The sequence below is a fragment of the Streptomyces sp. NA04227 genome (assembly GCF_013364195.1).
GTDB lineage: Bacteria > Actinomycetota > Actinomycetes > Streptomycetales > Streptomycetaceae > Streptomyces.
In genome coordinates this window covers 302,149-320,748 of sequence record NZ_CP054918.1, presented here as the reverse complement: position 1 = coordinate 320,748, position 18,600 = coordinate 302,149, and the positions used below count along the sequence as shown (strand labels likewise).

Here is an 18,600-nt window from a genome sequence, read left to right as displayed (position 1 = left end):
TTAGCTCCTCTCCATGCTTGACGTGAGGCGTATGCAGATCCTGCGGGCCGTGGTGACCAGCGGGTCGGTGACCGCGGCGGCATCGAACCTCGGCTACACACCCTCCGCTGTCAGCCAGCAGGTGGCGGCACTGGAGAAGGAGGCCGGGATCGCCCTGCTCGAACGGGTCGGCCGGGGAGTACGGCCGACGGAGGCAGGGCGCCTGCTCACCAGGCACGCGGCCGTCATCGGTCGGAACCTGGCGGAGGCGGAGGCGGAGTTGGCCGACCTCCGGGACGGACACGCGGGTCGCCTGACGGTCCGCTACTTCCCTTCCGTGGGCCCCACCCTGGTCGCTCCGGCGCTCGCCCGTTTCCGCGAACAACACCAGGGTGTGCACATCGATCTCGCGCTGTACGACCCCTTGGGCCCACAGGCCGGGGCCGAGCAGGACACGGCGGATCTGACGCTGGTCATCGGAGCGGACGGCACCCACGCCCCGAGCGTGCGTCTGCTGCATCTGCTCGACGACCCGTACTACGCCGTGCTTCCCGCGGGCCACCGGCTCGCCGCGCAGCGTGAACTCGACCTCGCCGAACTCGCCGACGAACCCTGGGTCGGCAGCGAAGCGCCGGGCCCCTGCCTCCAGCCCGTGGTCGACGCCTGTGCCGCCGCGGGGTTCACTCCCCACTTCGTCGCCGCGAGCGAGGACTACGCGACGACGCAGGGCTTCGTCGCGGCCGGGCTGGGAGTGGGCCTGATTCCCCGCCTGGGTCTGACCAATCCGCACCCGGATGTCGTGATCAGCAGGGTCCGCCACCCCGAGCCGGTCAGGGCGATCCACGCGGCGGTACGCCAAGTCGGGTTGCCGCAGCCCGCGTTGCGCGCGTTGATCGAGGCGTTGAAGGAGGCGGCGCGTCGGTGACAGGGTGGCCCTCGGCGGGCGTCGCCCCGAACTCACCCGACGACGCCGTACGGCCGTGGGGCGACCTGCCACCCCACGGCCGTACGACCAACTGCCGTCGCCGCGTCAGACGTTGCGCCGGTACTGACCCCCGACCTCGAAGAACGCCTCGGTGATCTGCTGCAGTGAGCAGACCCGGGCGGCGTCCATCAGGACGGCGAAGGCGTTCTCGCCGCTGACGGCCGCCTCCTTGAGCGCGGCGAGCGCGGCGTGCGCCTCGTCCTGGTGCCGGGACTGGAAGTCCTGAACCCGGCCGAGCTGGGACTGCTTCTCGTTCTCGGTGGCACGGGCCAGTTCGAGGGTGACGGGTTCGGCGGTGTCGGCGTGCGGGTTGCGGAAGGTATTGACGCCGATGATGGGCAGCGAACCCTCGTGCTTGCGCTGCTCGTAGAGCATGGACTCGTCCTGGATACGGCCGCGCTGGTAGCCGGTCTCCATGGCGCCGAGCACGCCGCCGCGCTCGCTGATCCGCTCGAACTCCTGGAGGACCGCTTCTTCGACCAGGTCGGTGAGCTCGTCGATGATGAACGACCCCTGGAGGGGGTTCTCGTTCATCGCCAGGCCCCACTCCCGGTTGATGATGAGCTGGATGGCCAGGGCCCGGCGTACGGACTCCTCGGTGGGGGTGGTGACGGCCTCGTCGTAGGCGTTGGTGTGCAGGCTGTTGCAGTTGTCGTAGATGGCGATGAGCGCCTGCAGCGTGGTGCGGATGTCGTTGAAGTCCATCTCCTGGGCGTGCAGGGAGCGGCCCGAGGTCTGGACGTGGTACTTCAGCTTCTGGGAGCGCTCGTTGGCGCCGTACTTCTCCTTCATCGCGACGGCCCAGACGCGACGGGCGACGCGGCCGAGCACCGAGTACTCGGGGTCCATGCCGTTGGAGAAGAAGAACGACAGGTTCGGCGCGAAGTCGTCGACGTCCATGCCGCGCGCCAGGTAGGTCTCGACGTAGGTGAAGCCGTTGGCGAGCGTGAAGGCGAGCTGACTGATCGGGTTCGCCCCGGCTTCGGCGATGTGGTAGCCGGAGATGGAGACCGAGTAGAAGTTGCGGACCTTGTTGGCGATGAACCATTCCTGGATGTCGGCCATCATCCGCAGCGAGAACTCGGTGGAGAACAGGCAGGTGTTCTGGCCCTGGTCCTCCTTGAGGATGTCGGCCTGCACGGTGCCGCGTACGGTCGCGAGCGCGTGCGCGCGCAGCCCGGCCGCCTCCTCGGCGGTGGGCTCGCGGCCCTCGGTGGCGCGGAACCGTTCGAGCTGCTGGTCGACGGCGGTATTGAGGAAGAACGCGAGCACGGTCGGGGCCGGGCCGTTGATCGTCATCGACACCGAGGTGGTCGGGGCGATCAGGTCGAAGCCGTCGTACAGCTCCTTCATGTCCTCCAGCGTCGCCACCGAGACACCGGAGGTGCCGACCTTGCCGTAGATGTCGGGGCGCTCGCCCGGGTCGCGGCCGTAGAGGGTGACCGAGTCGAAGGCGGTGGAGAGCCGGGTGGCGGGCTGGCCCTCGGAGAGCAGCTTGAAGCGCCGGTTGGTACGGAACGGGTCGCCCTCACCGGCGAACATCCGCGCCGGGTCCTCGCCGTCCCGCTTGAACGGGAACACCCCGGCGGTGAAGGGGAAATGGCCGGGCAGGTTCTCGCGGCGCCAGAACCGCACCAGCTCGCCGTGGTCGGTGAACCTCGGCAGCGAGACACGGGGGATCTTGTTGCCGGAGAGGGACTCGCGGGTCAGCTTGGTGCGGATCTCCTTGTCCCGGATCTTCACGACCTGCTCGTCGCCGGAGTAGGACGCGACGACGGCGGGCCAGTTCTCGATCTGGTCCGCGACCTCGTGCGGGAGGCTCCTGCGGGCGTCGGTGAGCAGCGACTCCACGTTGGCGGCGTCCGAACCGGCCTCGACCAGTTCGCCCTTGACCGTGTCCAGGCGCTGCACCCGGCGGGCGGCCTCGGCGAGCTGCTCGGTCCGGGAGTGGTAGGTACGCACCGTCTCGCTGATCTCGGCGAGGTAGCGGACCCGGTCGGTGGGCACGACCTGCCGGATTCCGGAGGAGTGGCGCACGTCGACCGGCGCCAGCGTGCCCTCGGTGAGCTCCAGCCCCTTGTCGGCCAGGGAGGTCTTCAGGTGCTGGTAGAGCGCGGTGACGCCGTCGTCGTTGAACGTGGCCGCGGAGGTGCCGTACACCGGCATGTCCTCGGGCCGCTTGTCGAAGGCCTCGCGGTTGCGGACGAGCTGGCGGCTCACGTCGCGCTGCGCGTCCTTGGCGCCGCGCCGCTCGAACTTGTTGATCGTCACGACGTCGGCGAAGTCGAGCATGTCGATCTTCTCGAGCTGCGAGGCCGCACCGAACTCCGGCGTCATCACGTACAGGGAGGTGTCGACGAACGGCACGATCGCCGCGTCGCCCTGGCCGATGCCCGGGGTCTCCACGATCACCAGGTCGAACCCGGCGGCCTTGACCACGTCGATCACCTCGGTGAGGTGCTCGGGCAGTTCGTGGCTGCCACGGGTCGCCAGGCTGCGGAAGAAGATGCGGTTGCCGTCCAGGGAGTTCATCCGGATCCGGTCGCCGAGCAGCGCACCGCCGCCGCGGCGGCGGGTCGGGTCGACCGCGATCACCGCGATACGCAGCTTGTCCTGCTGGTCGACGCGGATCCGGCGGACGAGTTCGTCGGTGAGCGACGACTTGCCGGAGCCGCCGGTACCGGTGATGCCGAGCACCGGCGTGACACGCGAGGCCGCGGCCGTACGCAGCCGCTCCATGAACGCCGGGGGCAGCTTGCCGAGTTCGGCGCCGGTGATGGCGCGGGCGATGGCGAACCGGTCGCCCGCGAGGACGCCCTCGGCGTCGGCGGGCTTGCCGTCCCAGAGGTCGAAGTCGCAGTCCCGCACCACCGAGTTGATCATCCCGGCCAGGCCCAGCCGCTGGCCGTCCTCGGGGGAGAAGATGGTCACCCCGCTGTTGCGGAGCCGGGTGATCTCCTCGGGCACGATCACGCCGCCCCCGCCGCCCACCACGCGGATGTGGTCCGCGCCGCGCTCGCGCAGCGACTGGACCAGGTACTCGAAGTACTCGACGTGGCCGCCCTGGTAGGACGAGACGGCGACGCCGTGCACGTCCTCCTCCAGCGCCGCGTCCACGACCTCCTGGACGGAGCGGTTGTGGCCGAGGTGGATCACCTCGGCGCCCTGCGACTGGAAGATCCGCCGCATGATGTTGATCGACGCGTCGTGTCCGTCGAACAGGGCCGAGGCGGTGACCAGGCGGACGGGGTGCACAGGACGCTGCAGATCGCTCATGGGGGCCTTCCCGGACGGTCGGTGGGACGCTCACTCTAGATAGTAGGACGTCCTAGTAATTAATAGTAGGACGCCCTAGTACATTACGGGGGGTGAGGGTCGCGATGTGACCCGAAGCACAGCCGGAAGCCGTGCCGCCTCTCCCCGGTCCGGCGTCGCGCCGACCGTCGAGAACGTGGACAGCTCGTCTCAGAGCGTGGTCACGAGCCGTCGGAGCATGTCGTGGGCGGGCAGCAGCGAGGGGCCGTACCAGGTGAGCAGCCGACCGCTGACCAGGCGGACGGGCACCTGCCGGAAGGCCTCGGGGCCGTCGCTCTCGGTGAACACGTACGGCTCGTCGGGCAGCAGGACGACGTCCGTCCCGGGCCGGTCGATCTCCTCGAGAGTCACGTGCGGATAGCGGTCCGGGTGCTCGGCGAAGGCGTTGGCGAGACCGGCCCGGCGCAGCAGGTCACCGGTGAACGTCGACCGTCCGACCACCATCCACGGATCCCGCCAGATCGGTACCGCGACGGTCGCGGCGACGTCGGGCAGCGGGCCCGCCCACAGTGCGCGGGCCGTTTCCAGCCATGCGGGGGCGGTGCCCCGCAGCGCCTCGGTGAACAGCCGCTCCAGCGAGTCCAGGGCCTGCGGGACGGTCTCGATGACGGTCACCCACACCGGAACTCCCGCGGCGCGCAGCCTGGTGACGTCGAGTTCGCGGTTCTCCTCCTTGTTGGCGATCACCAGATCCGGCCGCAGTCGCAGGATCGCCTCCCGGTCCGGGTTCTTGGTGCCGCGTACCCGGGTCACCTCCAGGTCGGCGGGGTGGGTGCACCACTGGGTCGCCCCGACCAGGACCTCCGGACGGTCGGCGGCGACCGATTCCGTCAGTGACGGCACCAGGGACACCACCCGTCGCGGAGGGCGGGCGAGGTCGAGGGCGGTGCCCATGTCGTCGTACAGCGGCGGCATTCGCGGTTCCCCCGTGGTGACGGTGTCGGTGTGGCGGTCGGTCCAGCGATGGTAGGGCGTACGCGTCCCGGGTTCTCGACCGCCGAGGTGATCCGGGGACTCGGGGGCGGTGTTCAGGTGCGGTGAGCCGGAACGGCTCCCACCGCCTGGAGGACCAGGATCGACAGGTCGTCCTGGACGGGTTCGGTGCCGAACTCGTGGGCCGCCCGCCGCACATGCTCGGCCAGCGCCTTCGCGCCGAGGCCAAGGCCCTCGCGGAGTACGTCGGTCAGGCCCTCGTCGTCGTCCAACTGCCAGTTGCCGCGGCGGCGTTCGGTGACTCCGTCGGTCACGCACAGCAGGGTCTCGCCCGGCGCGAGGTCGAAGGAAGTGGCGTGGAACTCGGCGCCCTGGTCGATGCCGAGCAGCATCTGCGGGTCGGACACCGACTCCACCGAGCCGTCCGTGTGCAGGTGCAACGGTAGCGGGTGTCCGGCGCTGGCCACCGTGCAGTGCGCGCCGCCCGCTCTCGGGTCGACCTCCAACTCGCCGTAGAGCATGCTGAGGAACCGCTGCCGGACCTGCTCGCCGTCCAGGGCCAGGGCCTCGGTGCTCTCCTCCGCCATGGCGAGGTTCAGCCTGCCGAGGACGGACTCCACGCCCTTGCCCTCGCGGGCGAGCAGCCGTACCAGGTGCCGGGCCAGACCGGTCACCGACATCGCCTCCGGGTCCTTGCCCTGCACATCGCCAAGGAGGAAGCACCAGCGGTCCTTGAGCAGCGGGAAGACGTCGTAGAAGTCGCCGCCGACGGTCTGGCCCTCGCCGTGCGGTTCGTAGACGAGCGCGGTGTCCACGCCGGTGATGTGCGCCAGCGAGGTGGGCAGCTGGCGGCGCTGGAGGGCGCGGCTGATGGTGGTCTGCCGGGTGTAGCGGCGGGCGGTGAGGACGGCCTGTGCCATCCGGCGGCCCACGTCCTCCACCATCCGCGCCACGGGGTCGGTCATCTGCAGCCGACCGGCCCGGCCCAGTACCAGTACGCCCTGCTCGCTGCCGTGGGCGACCAGGGGGAAGGCGACCGCCGAACCGCCCCCGCGGTCGCCCGCGCTCTCCGGCCAGGGCCAGGGCGCGGCCGACCGGTGGATGCCCGCCGGGTGCTCGCGGCCCAGCGTCTCGCGCAGCGGGCCCATGCGTCGCTCGTCCGCGTGCCAGACCCGGGCCAGCCGCATGCCGCCGCCGGCCTCGGTGACCAGCCAGATGGCGCACCAGTCCGCGAGCCGGGGTACCAGCAGCTGTGTGGCGAGCGCGGTGACCATTTCCTCGTCGAGCTGTCCGGCGAGCAGTTCGCTGGTCTCGGCGAGGAACGAGGGTCCGCCCCGGTCGGCCCACTCGGCGGCGGGTTTGCGGGTGGGAAGACCAGGCTGCCGTACGAGGGGGTCGATCGCGCGACGCGATCCGGTCCGCGGGCCGCGCTCCGGGGTGGTCTCCGTCGTGGTGGCCTCAAGGCGGAACCAGACCCGCTTCTCGTCCTGGCGGTAGGTCACGCCCCACGACTCGGCCAGCGCGCTGACCAGCCGCAGGCCGTATCCCGGTTCGCTCCGGCCGTGGCTGTCGCCGCCGGCGCGCACCAGCCGCGAGGGGTGGCGGTCGGCCACCTCCACGACGACGGCCAGCTCCGGGGCGTGGGCTCCGGCACCGGTGGACGAGCGCTCCCGTGCGGCCGCCCGTGCGGCCCGCCCGGCGGGTGCCTTCGCGGCGGGTGCCTTCGTATCGGCCGGGGCGCCGTTCGCGGCGGAGTGGGTGCGCTCGAGGCGGCAGATCACGTCGATGTCGGTGCCCGCGTGCATCACCGCGTTGGTGACGAGTTCGCTGGTCAGCAGGGCGGCGTCGTCGTACATCCGGCCCGCGGCCGGGTCGCCGTCCGGGGCGAGGCGCTCGGTCTGCTCGGCCAGCGAGGCGCGTACGAAGGCACGCGCCTCGGCGGCGGCAAGCTGATTGGCCGGCACGACCGTCCGGGCCGTGGCCGAGGTGGTTTCGACCGTTGATCCCACTCGCCCCTCCTGACTCAGCCCCACCGCACGCGGACAAGGAGGTACCCCTCAGCAATCGCTTTATACTATGACATGTTGCCCCATATGAATCAGTGGGGGGAGCGTATGGCACCTCGTCATGACCGTCCCGAGGTCGTCCGGCCCGCCGGGACGGGCCATGTGTCCGCCGGGCTGCCCGGCCACAGCGACACCGGGCACAGCGACAACGGATCCCCGTCGGCCGCCGCGCCGCCGGCCGTGCGGCAGTCCGAGCTGTATCCGCTCCTGGCCGCGATGAACGCGCTGTGCGACGGGGACTTCACGGTCAGCATGGACACCGCAGGGGACGGCGTACCGGCCGAACTGGCCGCCGTCTTCAACCGTGTGGTGGCCCGTAACGCCCATCTGGCCGGTGAGCTGCAACGCGTGAGGCACGAGGTGCTGCGCGAGGGGCGGCTGGACGAGCGGATCAGCGCGAGTCCCGGCCAGGGGACGTGGGCCACCAATGTGGCCGCGACCAACACCGTGCTCGACGCGCTCGCGCTGCCCGTCGCCAACGCGACCCGCGTACTGGACGCCGTGGCCGAGGGTGATCTGACCCAGCACGTCGAGCTGACCGAGGGCAACCGCCGGCTGCGCGGCGATCTGCGGCGGCTGGCCAGTGGCGTCAACCGTATGGTCGACCAGCTCTCCCTGTTCACCGGTGAGGTGACCCGGGTGGCCCGCGAGGTCGGCACCGAGGGGCGCCTCGGCGGTCGTGCGCAGGTGCACGAGCTCGCCGGGGACTGGCGCAGGGTGACCGAGGCCGTGAACACCATGGCGTCCCGGCTCACCGCGCAGGTGCGCGACATCGCGGATGTCACGACCGCGGTGGCCCGCGGCGACCTGACCCAGCAGGTGACCGTCGAGGCCACCGGAGAGCTCCTCGAACTCAAGCTGACCGTCAACACGATGGTCGACCAACTCCGGGCGTTCGCCGACGAGGTGACCCGGGTGGCCCGCGAGGTCGGCACCGAGGGGCAACTGGGCGGACGGGCCCAGGTACGTGGCGTCTCCGGGGTCTGGCAGGACCTGACCGAAAGCGTCAACTTCATGGCGTCCAACCTGACCTGGCAGGTGCGCAACATCGCCCAGGTGACCACCGCGGTGGCCAATGGCGACCTCAGCCAGAAGATCACCGTGGACGCGCGCGGCGAGATCCTGGAGCTGAAGTCGACGATCAACACGATGGTGGACCAGCTCTCCGCGTTCGCCGGTGAGGTGACCCGGGTGGCCCGTGAGGTCGGCACCGAGGGGCAACTGGGCGGACGGGCCCAGGTGCGCGGCGTCTCGGGGGTGTGGAAGGACCTCACCGAGAGCGTCAACTTCATGGCCGACAACCTGACTTCTCAGGTCCGCAACATCGCCCTGGTGGCCACCGCCGTCGCCCAGGGCGACCTGGGCAAGACGATCACGGTGGAGGCCAAGGGCGAGATCCTGGAGCTGAAGTCGACGATCAACACGATGGTCGCCCAGCTCTCCGCCTTCGCCGACGAGGTGACCCGGGTGGCCCGCGAGGTCGGCACCGAGGGCAACCTCGGCGGCCAGGCCCAGGTCAGGGACGTGTCGGGAGTCTGGAAGGACCTCACCGAGAACGTCAACCTGATGGCGCTCAACCTGACCTCGCAGGTGCGCAACATCGCCCAGGTGACCACCGCCGTGGCCAAGGGCGATCTGTCGAAGAAGATCGACGTGGACGCGCGCGGCGAGATCCTCGAACTCAAGGACACTGTCAACACGATGGTCCAGCAACTGCGGGCGTTCGCCGACGAGGTGACCCGGGTGGCCCGCGAGGTCGGCACCGAGGGACGGCTCGGCGGACGGGCCCAGGTCCACGGGGTGTCCGGAGTCTGGAAGGACCTCACGGACAACGTCAACTTCATGGCCGACAACCTGACTTCGCAGGTGCGCAACATCGCCCAGGTAGCCACGGCGGTGGCCAAGGGTGATCTGTCGAAGAAGATCGACGTGGACGCGCGCGGCGAGATCCTCGAACTCAAGACCACCATCAACACCATGGTCGACACGCTCTCCTCGTTCTCCTCCGAGGTGACCCGGGTGGCCCGCGAGGTGGGCAGCGAGGGACGGCTCGGCGGCCAGGCACGGGTGGAGGGCGTCTACGGAACCTGGAAGAAGCTCACCACCAGCGTCAACGACCTGGCCCTGAACCTGACCAACCAGGTCCGTGCGATCGGCGAGGTGGCCAGCGCGGTCACCCAGGGCGACATGTCCGGCTCCGTCTCGGTCACCGCCGAGGGCGAGGTCGCCGAACTGAAGAACAACATCAACCTGATGGTCGCCAACCTCCGCGAGACCACCCGTGCCAAGGACTGGCTGGAGTCCAACCTGACCCGTATCGCCGGTCTGATGCAGGGGCACCGCGATCTGGTCGAGGTGGCCGACCTGATCCTGCGCGAGCTGACCCCGCTGGTCAACGCGCAGTTCGGGGCCTTCTTCCTGGCCGAGGCGGGTGCCGAGGCCGGCGAAGGCCTGGAGTTCATCGCCGGATACGGCACCGGGGAGAGCGAGGACGCGGAGCCCTCCGCGGCGTTCCGCACGCCGGGACGCGGACTGATCACCCAGGCCGCGACCGAGAAGAAGCGCATCCTCGTCGAGGCCGTGCCACCGGGCTACATCAGCATCGACTCCGGGCTCGGCGCGGCTCCGCCGGCCAGTGTGGTCATCCTGCCGATCCTCTTCGACGAGCAGGTGCTCGGCGTCATCGAACTGGCCTCGTTCAGCAAGTTCAGCGATGTGCACCTGGCCTTCATCGACCAGTTCGTGCACACCATCGGCGTCTCCATCAACACCATCATCGCCAACTCCCGTACGGAGTCGCTGCTTTCGGAGTCCCAGCGGCTGACCGCCGAACTGCGCCAGCGCTCCGAGGAGTTGCAGCGCTCCAACGCCGAACTGGAGGAGAAGGCCGCACTGCTCGCAACCTCCTCGCAGTACAAGTCGGAGTTCCTGGCGAACATGTCGCACGAGCTGCGCACCCCGCTCAACTCGCTGCTCGTGCTCGCCCGGCTGCTCGCCGACAACCCCGAGGACCGACTCTCCTCGCAGGAGGTGGAGTTCGCGGCCACCATCCACCGCTCGGGCTCCGACCTGCTGCAGATGATCAACGACATCCTCGACCTGTCCAAGATCGAGGCGGGCCGGATGGACGTACGGCCCAAGGCGCTGCCGCTGGTCAAGCTGGTCGACTACGTACGCGTCACCTTCGGGCCGCTGGCCCACGACCGTGGCCTGACCTTCGAGGTGACGGTGGACGACGACGTGCCCAGGGAACTGTTCTCCGACGAGCAGCGGCTCCAGCAGATCCTGCGCAACCTGCTGTCCAACGCGGTCAAGTTCACCTCGGCGGGCAGCGTCCGGCTGCTCGTACGCAGGGTGTTGGCCGCCGAGGTGGAGGGCAGGGAACTCGGCGGCGCGGACGACCTGATCGCCTTCTCGGTCAAGGACACCGGCATCGGCATCCCGCCGGAGAAGCTGGACGAGATCTTCGAGGCGTTCAAGCAGTCCTCGGGCACCACCAACCGCAAGTACGGCGGCACCGGCCTCGGCCTGTCCATCAGCCGGGACATGGCCGACCTGCTCGGTGGCCGTATCGTCGCCGAGAGCGCACCCGGCATCGGCTCCACCTTCACCCTCTACGTGCCCGCCCACTACACCGGGACGGGACTGCCGACCGTCGAACCCGCCCTTGACGAGGCGCGGCGGCTTCAGACGTCCGCGTCGACCCTGCGGCCCGCCCTGCCCGAGTCGCTGCCCGAGCGGGTCTTCGGCGAAGAGGAGACGCGCCCCCGGGCCCAGGCCGTGGACGAGGGCGAGGTCACCTGGCCGGAGACCAGGCAGCTCAAGGAGTGGCTGAACGGGCGGCCGGGGGAGGTGCTCGCCGGGCGGCGCATCCTCATCGTCGACGACGACATCCGCAATGTGTTCGCCCTGACCCATGTGCTCGGCCGGGTGGGTATCCATGTGAAGTACGCGGAGAACGGCCACGAGGGCATGGAGATGCTGGACCGGTTCCCCGATGTGTCACTGGTGCTGATGGACATCATGATGCCGGAGATGGACGGCTACGAGATGATCCGGGCGATCCGGCGGGCACCCCGCTTCACCGGCCTGCCGATCGTCGCGATCACCGCGAAGGCCATGCCGGGCGACCGCGAGAAGGCGATCGACACCGGAGCCGACGACTACCTGCCCAAGCCCGTCGACGTGGACCGGCTGATCGCGGTGATCTACCACGCCCTCGACCCGGCGGGCGTCGCCGCCCCGGAGACCGCCCACTCCTTGTTGTCCGACGTGGCGCAGGAGCACGAGGACGAGGACGAGCACGAGGGCGAGGACGACTCCGAGGAGACGACGTGATGAGCGCCGAACGGGACCGGGCGAGCATCCTCATCGTCGACGACATGGAGGAGAACCTCGTCGCTCTCGAAGCGGTTCTCGGACCGCTCACCGACGTGGTGCGGGCCCGCTCCGGCGAGGAGGCGCTCAAGGCGATGCTGCGCGAGGACTTCGCCGTCGTCCTCGTCGACGTCCTGATGCCCGGCATGAACGGCTTCGAGACCGTCGCCCACATCAAGGGCCTGGACCAGACCAAGGACGTCCCGGTGATCCTGCTGACCGGCGCCGAGGTCGACCCCGACTACGCCTACCGCGGCTACACGGTCGGCGCCGCCGACTTCCTCGTCAAGCCGTTCGACCCCTGGCTGCTGCGCACCAAGGTCAGCGTCTTCCTGGAGCTGCACCGCAAGAACCGCCAACTCGCCGCGCAGTCCGAGCAGTTGCGCCAGCTCTTGATCGCCGACGGGCGCGGGCCCGCCCCGGCCCCCGAGGCCGCGCGGACCACCCCGGAAGGCACGGACGAAGCCGCCCCCGAGCCGGAGAACCTCACCGAGGTCCGCGACCGCCTCGCCCGCGTCGAGGAACTCCTGCGCGCGAAGGAGGACACGGCCCCCGACGAACTCGCCGACCGCATCGCGCAGTTGGAGACCTCGATCACCCGGTGGCAGCCCGAGTCCGAGTCCGAGCCCAATCCCGATGCCGGGACCGAGACCGGACCCGGCGACTGAGGAGTCGCGCGGGCCGGGGAAGTCGTGGCTGGTGGCGGTGGTCGTTCGGAGCAGTGAACGTGGCTGCGCTCGTGGGCTGTCCGCATGAACTGCTCAGCTCCCGGCCGACTCCTCCCCGTACGCGGATCCGGTGTCCGTCAGCGGGACTTGCTGCTGCCGACGGAAGGCGGTGGGGGAGGAGCCGACATGGCGGGTGAAGACCCGGGTGAAGTACGCGGGGTCCGGATAACCGGCCTCGCGGGCGATCCGGGAGACGGGGTGGCCGGTTCCGGCGAGCAGGGCCTTGGCGCGGTCGAGACGGCGACGGGTGACGTACTCGGTCGGGGTCGAGCCGGTCACGCGGCGCACCGCGGTGGCCAAGGTGTCGCGGGACACGGCGAGTTCACGGGCCACCCGGCCGACCCGGATCGGCCCCGCCTCCATCCGGTCGAGCAACTCCAAGGCGCGCAGGCCCAGTTCGACGCCGGGTGTCACCGCCCGGGCCCCGACTCCCGTACCCACGGCGCCGATCAGGCAGTGCAGGGCGCCCGCCGCGGTCACATGCCCCGCCAGCGTCTCGGGTCCGCCGAGCAGCCCGAGCAGTTCGGCCAGCCGCTCCCGTACGTCCGCCGGGTCGGCGGGCGCGAGCACGGCCGGACCGGCGGGACCACCGTCGAGATATCCGAGTTCCGCGTAGCGCGGGGCGGCCGGGCCGTCGAAGAGGACCCAGTGCTCGTCCCAGCCGTCCGGACCCGGCCCGTAGGAGTGCGGGACGCCGGGCGGCAGCCAGAAGAACGTGCCCGCCGTCACGGAGTGGGTACCCGGCCGCCCGTGCAGGGTCAGACGGCCCGTGCCCGCGGTCACCAGGACACCGGCCCACTCGTGCAGGGTGCGCCGTTCGCGGTGCGTGCCCTGGCCCCTCACCCGCCCCGCGCCGGTCACCGCCAGGCCGAGGGCGCGCACGCCGTCCGGGGGTGTGCGGTAGTGGGCCACGGACTCCACGGCGCCGTCCTTCCCGACCGTCACTCACCGTCCCACGGTCGACAATCGTCCAAGCATCTCCGGAATCCCTGCATTCTGCCTCGCCACGATCGTGGCCAGCATGGGGGCATGAGTTCACCGCAGCCACTCGGTGCCGTTCCGGCAGGAGTCCTGACGTCCAACGGCCACCGGCTGTCGGACGACCCGCGCCGCCTCGGCCGTCTCAGCCCGGTGCCGCCCGCCGAGCGCGCCGACCCCGGCGCTCTGCGCGCCCGCCTCGCCCGCGACGGCTATCTCTATCTGCCCGGCTTCTTCGCACGCCGGACAGTGCTCGACTTCCGGCGCCACTACTTCGCGACGCTCGCGCCGTCCGGCCTGACCGTCCCCGGCAGCGACCCGCAGGAGGGGCGCGCCGCGCACCGGAGCGCGGTGGACCTGGCCAGGCTGCGCACGCTCCTCTTCCGGGAGGTCGTTCCCGGCCCGCGCTACGAGGAGTTGTGCCGCCACCCGGACCTGCTGGCCTTCCACCGCCGACTGCTCGGCACCCCCGAACTCCATCTGCACCGCCGCCGGATCATCCGCCACGTCGGCCCCGGCGAGACCGGCATCGGCACCGCCACCCAGGCCCACTACGACCTGGTCTACCTCCGCGAGGGCACCGACCGCGTCGTCTCCTCGTGGATCCCGCTCGGCGACTGCCCGTTGAGCGCGGGTCCGCTGATCTACCTGGAACACAGCCACCACCGTGTCCGCGCCGAGGAGGCCGCCGGTACGCTGCGACGCCCGGCCGCCTCCCTCACCGCGGACCTGCCCGCGCTCGCGGAGGAGTACGACAGCCGCTGGCTGGTCGCCGACTTCGCGGCCGGAGACCTGATGGTGCACAACGCCCACATCGTCCACGCCTCCCTCGACAACCGGGACCCCGCCGGGCGCTTCCGTCTGTCCACCGACATCCGCCACCAGGCCGCCGCCGAACCGGTCGACCCGCGCTGGCAGCGGCACTGGCACGACCGGGACGGACTGTGACCGCCCGCCCCCGCTGCGGGTCACCGCTCGACGCGCTCCGCCAGGAACTCCTCCCAGGTCCGCCCGCCGACCACGGCCGCATCGAGATTGAGGTTTTCGCCTGCCCGGTAGGCGCGCCCCACCTTCCCGGGCATCCGAACAGGCAGCATCAGGCGGCGCTTTCCGCGGGCCTGAAGGTAACCGCGGCCCAGTTCGGAGAGGTGGTAGACCTTGGGCCCCGCGAGGTCCGGGACGAGTCCGGCGGGCTTGTCGAGGGCGAGGCCGACCAGGCGCTCGGCGACCTCTCGGATGTCCACCGGCTGGAACCTGAGCCCGCCCGGCGCGGGGAACACCGGCATCTTGGCCATCGCGGTGACCATGTCCCACACGATGTCGTGGAACTGCGCGGGCCGCAGCACGGTCCACGGGATGCCGGATCCGATGACGGCCTGTTCGGCAGCGTACTTGGACCGGAACCAGCCGATGGGCAGCTTGTCGGCGGCGATGACCGAGACATGGACGAGGTGCTCGACCTCGCCGGTCCGCCGCGCCGCCTCGACGAGGTTCGCGGTGGCCTTGTCGTCCCCCTTGTTCGCACCGGCCAGGTGCAGCACGGTCGTGACGCCGTCGAGCGCCCCCGCGAGACCGTCGCCGTCGAGCAGGTCGACACTCACGTACTCGACGCCGTCGAGCGGGTCCTTGCTCCGGCGGCTGAGTACGCGGACGTCATGCCCCGCCTCCCGAAGCAGCGGGACGACATGGCGTCCGAGCTTGCCCGTGCCACCGGTGACCAGGATGGGTGAGGTCATGGTTTCTCCAAAGGTCGTGACGGCCGGGAGCGTGTCCCGGCCGCGGCCGTACGTTCTCAAGGGCCCTCGTTTTCCCTGACGGGCGGCGTACGGGGAATGTGACACCGGCGCCGCGGACGGCGCGGCGGGCGCGACCGGGCGCGGGTCACCTGCCGTTGATGTCCACCCACGGGGCCGTGCCGGGGGCGACGGTCAGGGAGCGGCTGCCGATCGCCACGGACAACGGACGCTCGCTGAGCTCGGAGAGCGCGACCTGCACCCGCTGCCGGCGCAGCCGCAGTCTGATGTCGCCGTACCGGGCCAGCCGGAACCCCACGCCGAACTTGGACAGTTGCGGGAGCGGGGCGGGCGCGAGGCGCAGGACGCCGTCCTGGATGTCGAGGCCGGTCAGTCCCCGCTGCACCAGATCGAGGGTGCCGCCCATGGCGCCCAGGTGGATTCCCTCCGCGGTGGTGCCGCCCTGGAGATCGGCGACGTCCGCCATGAGTGCCTCCTCGCAGAACCGCCAGGCGTCCGCGCGGCGGGCACGGGCGAGCACCCAGGCGTGCACCACGGCGCTGAGGGTGGAGCCGTGACTGGTCCGCACCAGGTAGTGGTCGACGGTGCGCTGCCAGGCCGCGTCGTCGAGCCGATACCCCAACTGCCCGAGGAGAGCGCCCAGTTCGGCGGGCGGGAACAGGTAGCCCAGCATCAGGACGTCGGCCTGCTTCGAGGCACGGTAGCGGTTGACCGTGTCGTCCTCGGACTCCAGGATCCGGTCCAGACGGCGGATGTCGCCGTACTGCGCGCGGTAGCGCTCCCAGTCGAGTTCGGCGAGGTTCTCGTAACCGGCGAACTGGCTGATGATCCCGTCGTGATGGGGCACGTACAGCCGGTGCGACAGCTCCCGCCAGCGTTCGCGCTCGGCGGCGTCGACCTCCAGGCGCCGCAGCAGTTCGCGGGCCTCGGGGGGCAGTAGTTCGCAGACCTCCAGGGCGCGGCCGAGCACCCAGGCCGCCGTGACGTTGGTGTACGCGTTGTCGTCCAGGCCCGGTTCGGCCGCGTCCGGGTAGGCGTCGTGGTACTCGTCGGGCCCCATCACCCCGCGAATGCGGTAGCGGCCGAGCCCCTCGTCCCACTGCGCCAGGCTCGACCAGAACCGGGCCACCTCCAGGAGCATGTGCGCACCCTGCCCGTACAGGAACTCCCGGTCACCGGTGGCCTCCCAGTACCGCCAGACGTTGTACGCGACGGCCGAACCCACATGGTGCTGGAGCCGGGAGCGGTCGGGCAGCCACCGGCCCGAGCGCGGGTTGAGGTGCATCTGCTGCGTCTCCTCGCGCCCCTCGCTCCCGCTCTGCCACGGGTACATGGCGCCGCGCAGACCGTGCTCCGTCGCGGCCCGGCAGGCGGCCCCGAGCCTGCGGTGCCGGTAGCCGAGCAGCGCCCGCGAGACCTGCGGGAAGTGCAGGTTCAGATACGGCAGGACGAACAACTCGTCCCAGAAGACATGGCCGCGATAGGCCTCTCCGTGCAGGCCGCGGGCCGGGACGCCGACGTCGAGGGCGGCGGTGTGCGGGGACAGCGTCTGCAGGATGTGGAACCGGTGCAGCCGCAGGATCAGCCCGGCGCGGCCCTTCACCTCCAGCGGAGTCCGCTGCCACAGCTTCTCCCACGCCCGCCGGTGCGAGGTGAGCAGCGCGGCGAACTCCGGTGCCATGGCGGCGGCTTGGCGGGCCTCGGTGTCCTCGGCGGCGGTCGGGGGACGCGGCCAGGTATACAGCGAGACCGTCTTGTCGACCACGATCGTCTCGCCCGCGCGCACCGGCAGCGCGAAGTGCTGGCCCACCTGCCGGTCGCCAAGGCGCACCCGGTCCGGCCCCCGGAACTCGTCCCGGGGCGCGTCGCGCGAGCCCGCGCGGGTGCGGCAGGCCAGGGCGATCCGGATGTCCGAGGTGCGCGTACGGCAGTCGAGCCGCACCGTGTCGTCGGTGACCGTCCCGGTCTGCCAGTCGTGCAGATGACGCCCCGCGAGAGCGCGGTAGCGCTCCACCCCCTCGTTGCGTACGTCCCCGTCGAGCGCGGCGACCACCTCCAGGGTGCCGTCCCAGTTCTCCGCGGTGAACTCGCAGTGCAGCGCGGCGAGATGAGGGTCGGCCATGTGCACGAGCCGCTGCTGGCGCACGGTCAGCCGACGCCCCACCGCGTCCTCGTACGCCGACTCGACGGTCAGTGTGCCCTCGCGCAGATCGAGGGTGCGGCGGTGCTCGCGCAACCCCGGGTCGTCGGGGCCGAGCCAGTCCCCGTGCGCGCCGTTCGGTGTGCGGATACGGCAGCGCAGCGGCAGCCAGTCGGGCAGGTTGACCATGTCCTCGTTCTCGACGTCCCGCCCGGAGACCTCGGAGACCAGCCGGTCGTAGACGCCCGCCGCGTACGTGCCCGGGTAGTGCGAGGGCCCGGCGCTGTACTCCGAGGCGGCGCCCCGGGTGGCGAACAGGCCGTTCCCCAGGGTGCAGATGGACTCGCGCAGCCGCTCCTGCGCGGGGTCGTAGCCCTCGTAGGTCCATGTCCAGCCCGGCATGCTCAGCCCTCCCCGCCTCGGTCGCCCCGGGTGTCCCCGGCGGCGGCTCGCTGCTCATGGCCGTACGTGTGCCAGGCGTCGTGGATGCCGAGGAGCGCCGCCGGGCCGGGCACCACGACATCGGCGCCGTGCGTGCGCAGCTCCTCGGTTGCGGTGCCGCCCGGGGTGCGGTCGACGCCGACCACCAGGGCGAAGCCGCCCCGCCTGCCCGCGGCGACCCCGGCCAGGGCGTCCTCGACGACGGCCGCGCGCTCCGGCGGTACGCCAAGGCGCCGGGCCGCTTCCAGGAAGAGCGCGGGGTCGGGTTTGCCCGGCAGGTCCAGGCGGCGGGCCTCGTTGCCGTCGACGACCAGGCGCAGCAGTCCGAGCAGCCCGGCGGACCGCAGCAGATCGGTGGCGTGCCGGGACGCGGAGATGGCCGCACAGGGGACGTCCCGCTCCGCGAGCGCGCGCAGCAGCCGCCCGGCGCCCGGCACCTCGGGAACCGTCCGCACCCGCAGCCGGGCCAGGAACTCCTCCTCCTTGCGGGCGCACACCGCCGCCACGGAGCCGGTTCCCGGCGGCTCGTCCGCGCTCCCCTCCGGCAGCCGCAGACCGCGCGAGCGCAGAAAGGCCCGGGCACCGTCCCGGCGGGACCTGCCGTCCACGTACCGCCGGTACTCGGCGTCCGCGTCGAACGGCCGCTCGTCGCCCGCCGCGCGCAGGCACGCGTCGAAGGCGGTCCGCCAGGCCGCCGCATGCAGCCCGGCCGAGTCCGTGAGCACCCCGTCGGTGTCGAGGACGACCGCGTCGACACCGGCAGGGAGGCGGGACCACGACGCCATGCCCGTTCCCTTCGCAGGCTCATCCCATGGCAGCACGGATCGGCGGGGTACGGCATGTCGTGGCGGGACCGGTGCCCCGTGCCGTCGCCGCGGCCCCTCACCGTGTACGGCGTGCGGTC

Annotated in this window: 11 protein-coding genes; 4 read left to right on the top strand and 7 right to left on the bottom strand. The window is 71.2% G+C overall.

Annotation, left to right across the window (positions count from 1 at the left end; translation table 11 throughout):
- Positions 1-13: 13 nt before the first annotated feature.
- Positions 14-904, top strand: a complete 891-nt coding sequence (locus HUT18_RS01060; RefSeq protein WP_176096931.1) for a LysR family transcriptional regulator — start codon at positions 14-16, stop codon at positions 902-904.
- A 105-nt stretch (positions 905-1,009) separates the two neighbouring features.
- On the opposite strand, the gene icmF is transcribed toward HUT18_RS01060, so the two are convergent.
- From icmF to HUT18_RS01045, 3 genes are all read right to left on the bottom strand, one after another.
- Positions 1,010-4,240, bottom strand: coding sequence for a fused isobutyryl-CoA mutase/GTPase IcmF (gene icmF, locus HUT18_RS01055; protein WP_176096929.1), 3,231 nt, complete (start codon positions 4,238-4,240; stop codon positions 1,010-1,012).
- Between the two features lie 189 nt (positions 4,241-4,429).
- On the bottom strand, positions 4,430-5,194 hold the full coding sequence (locus HUT18_RS01050; protein ID WP_176096927.1) for a helical backbone metal receptor: 765 nt from the start codon (positions 5,192-5,194) through the stop codon (positions 4,430-4,432).
- A 113-nt stretch (positions 5,195-5,307) separates the two neighbouring features.
- Positions 5,308-7,221, bottom strand: a complete 1,914-nt coding sequence (locus HUT18_RS01045) for a SpoIIE family protein phosphatase (protein ID WP_254878372.1) — start codon at positions 7,219-7,221, stop codon at positions 5,308-5,310.
- A gap of 273 nt (positions 7,222-7,494) precedes the next feature.
- On the opposite strand from HUT18_RS01045, the gene HUT18_RS01040 reads away from it, so the two are divergent.
- Complete coding sequence (locus tag HUT18_RS01040; RefSeq protein WP_254878917.1) at positions 7,495-11,616, top strand: HAMP domain-containing protein; 4,122 nt, start codon at positions 7,495-7,497, stop codon at positions 11,614-11,616.
- Positions 11,616-12,323: a two-component system response regulator gene (locus HUT18_RS01035; RefSeq protein WP_176096924.1), complete on the top strand. Its 708-nt coding sequence runs from the start codon at positions 11,616-11,618 to the stop codon at positions 12,321-12,323. The genes HUT18_RS01040 and HUT18_RS01035 overlap by 1 nt, the downstream gene beginning before the upstream one ends.
- A gap of 93 nt (positions 12,324-12,416) precedes the next feature.
- Here HUT18_RS01035 and HUT18_RS01030 read toward each other — a convergent pair whose 3' ends face one another.
- Positions 12,417-13,304, bottom strand: coding sequence for an AraC family transcriptional regulator (locus tag HUT18_RS01030; RefSeq protein ID WP_176096922.1), 888 nt, complete (start codon positions 13,302-13,304; stop codon positions 12,417-12,419).
- 108 nt (positions 13,305-13,412) lie between these two features.
- On the opposite strand from HUT18_RS01030, the gene HUT18_RS01025 reads away from it, so the two are divergent.
- The gene (locus HUT18_RS01025; RefSeq protein WP_176096921.1) at positions 13,413-14,309 is read left to right on the top strand and encodes a phytanoyl-CoA dioxygenase family protein; all 897 of its coding nucleotides are present in this window, start codon (positions 13,413-13,415) and stop codon (positions 14,307-14,309) included.
- Positions 14,310-14,329: 20 nt separating this feature from the next.
- Here HUT18_RS01025 and HUT18_RS01020 read toward each other — a convergent pair whose 3' ends face one another.
- The 3 genes from HUT18_RS01020 to HUT18_RS01010 all read right to left on the bottom strand — a co-directional run bounded on the left by HUT18_RS01020 (position 14,330) and on the right by HUT18_RS01010 (position 18,481).
- Positions 14,330-15,097: an SDR family oxidoreductase gene (locus HUT18_RS01020; RefSeq protein WP_176096919.1), complete on the bottom strand. Its 768-nt coding sequence runs from the start codon at positions 15,095-15,097 to the stop codon at positions 14,330-14,332.
- 145 nt (positions 15,098-15,242) lie between these two features.
- A complete protein-coding gene (locus tag HUT18_RS01015; RefSeq protein ID WP_176096917.1) occupies positions 15,243-17,657 on the bottom strand; it encodes a glycoside hydrolase family 65 protein in 2,415 nt (804 codons plus the stop codon).
- A 2-nt stretch (positions 17,658-17,659) separates the two neighbouring features.
- Positions 17,660-18,481: an HAD family phosphatase gene (locus tag HUT18_RS01010; RefSeq protein WP_176096915.1), complete on the bottom strand. Its 822-nt coding sequence runs from the start codon at positions 18,479-18,481 to the stop codon at positions 17,660-17,662.
- Positions 18,482-18,600: the final 119 nt, after the last annotated feature.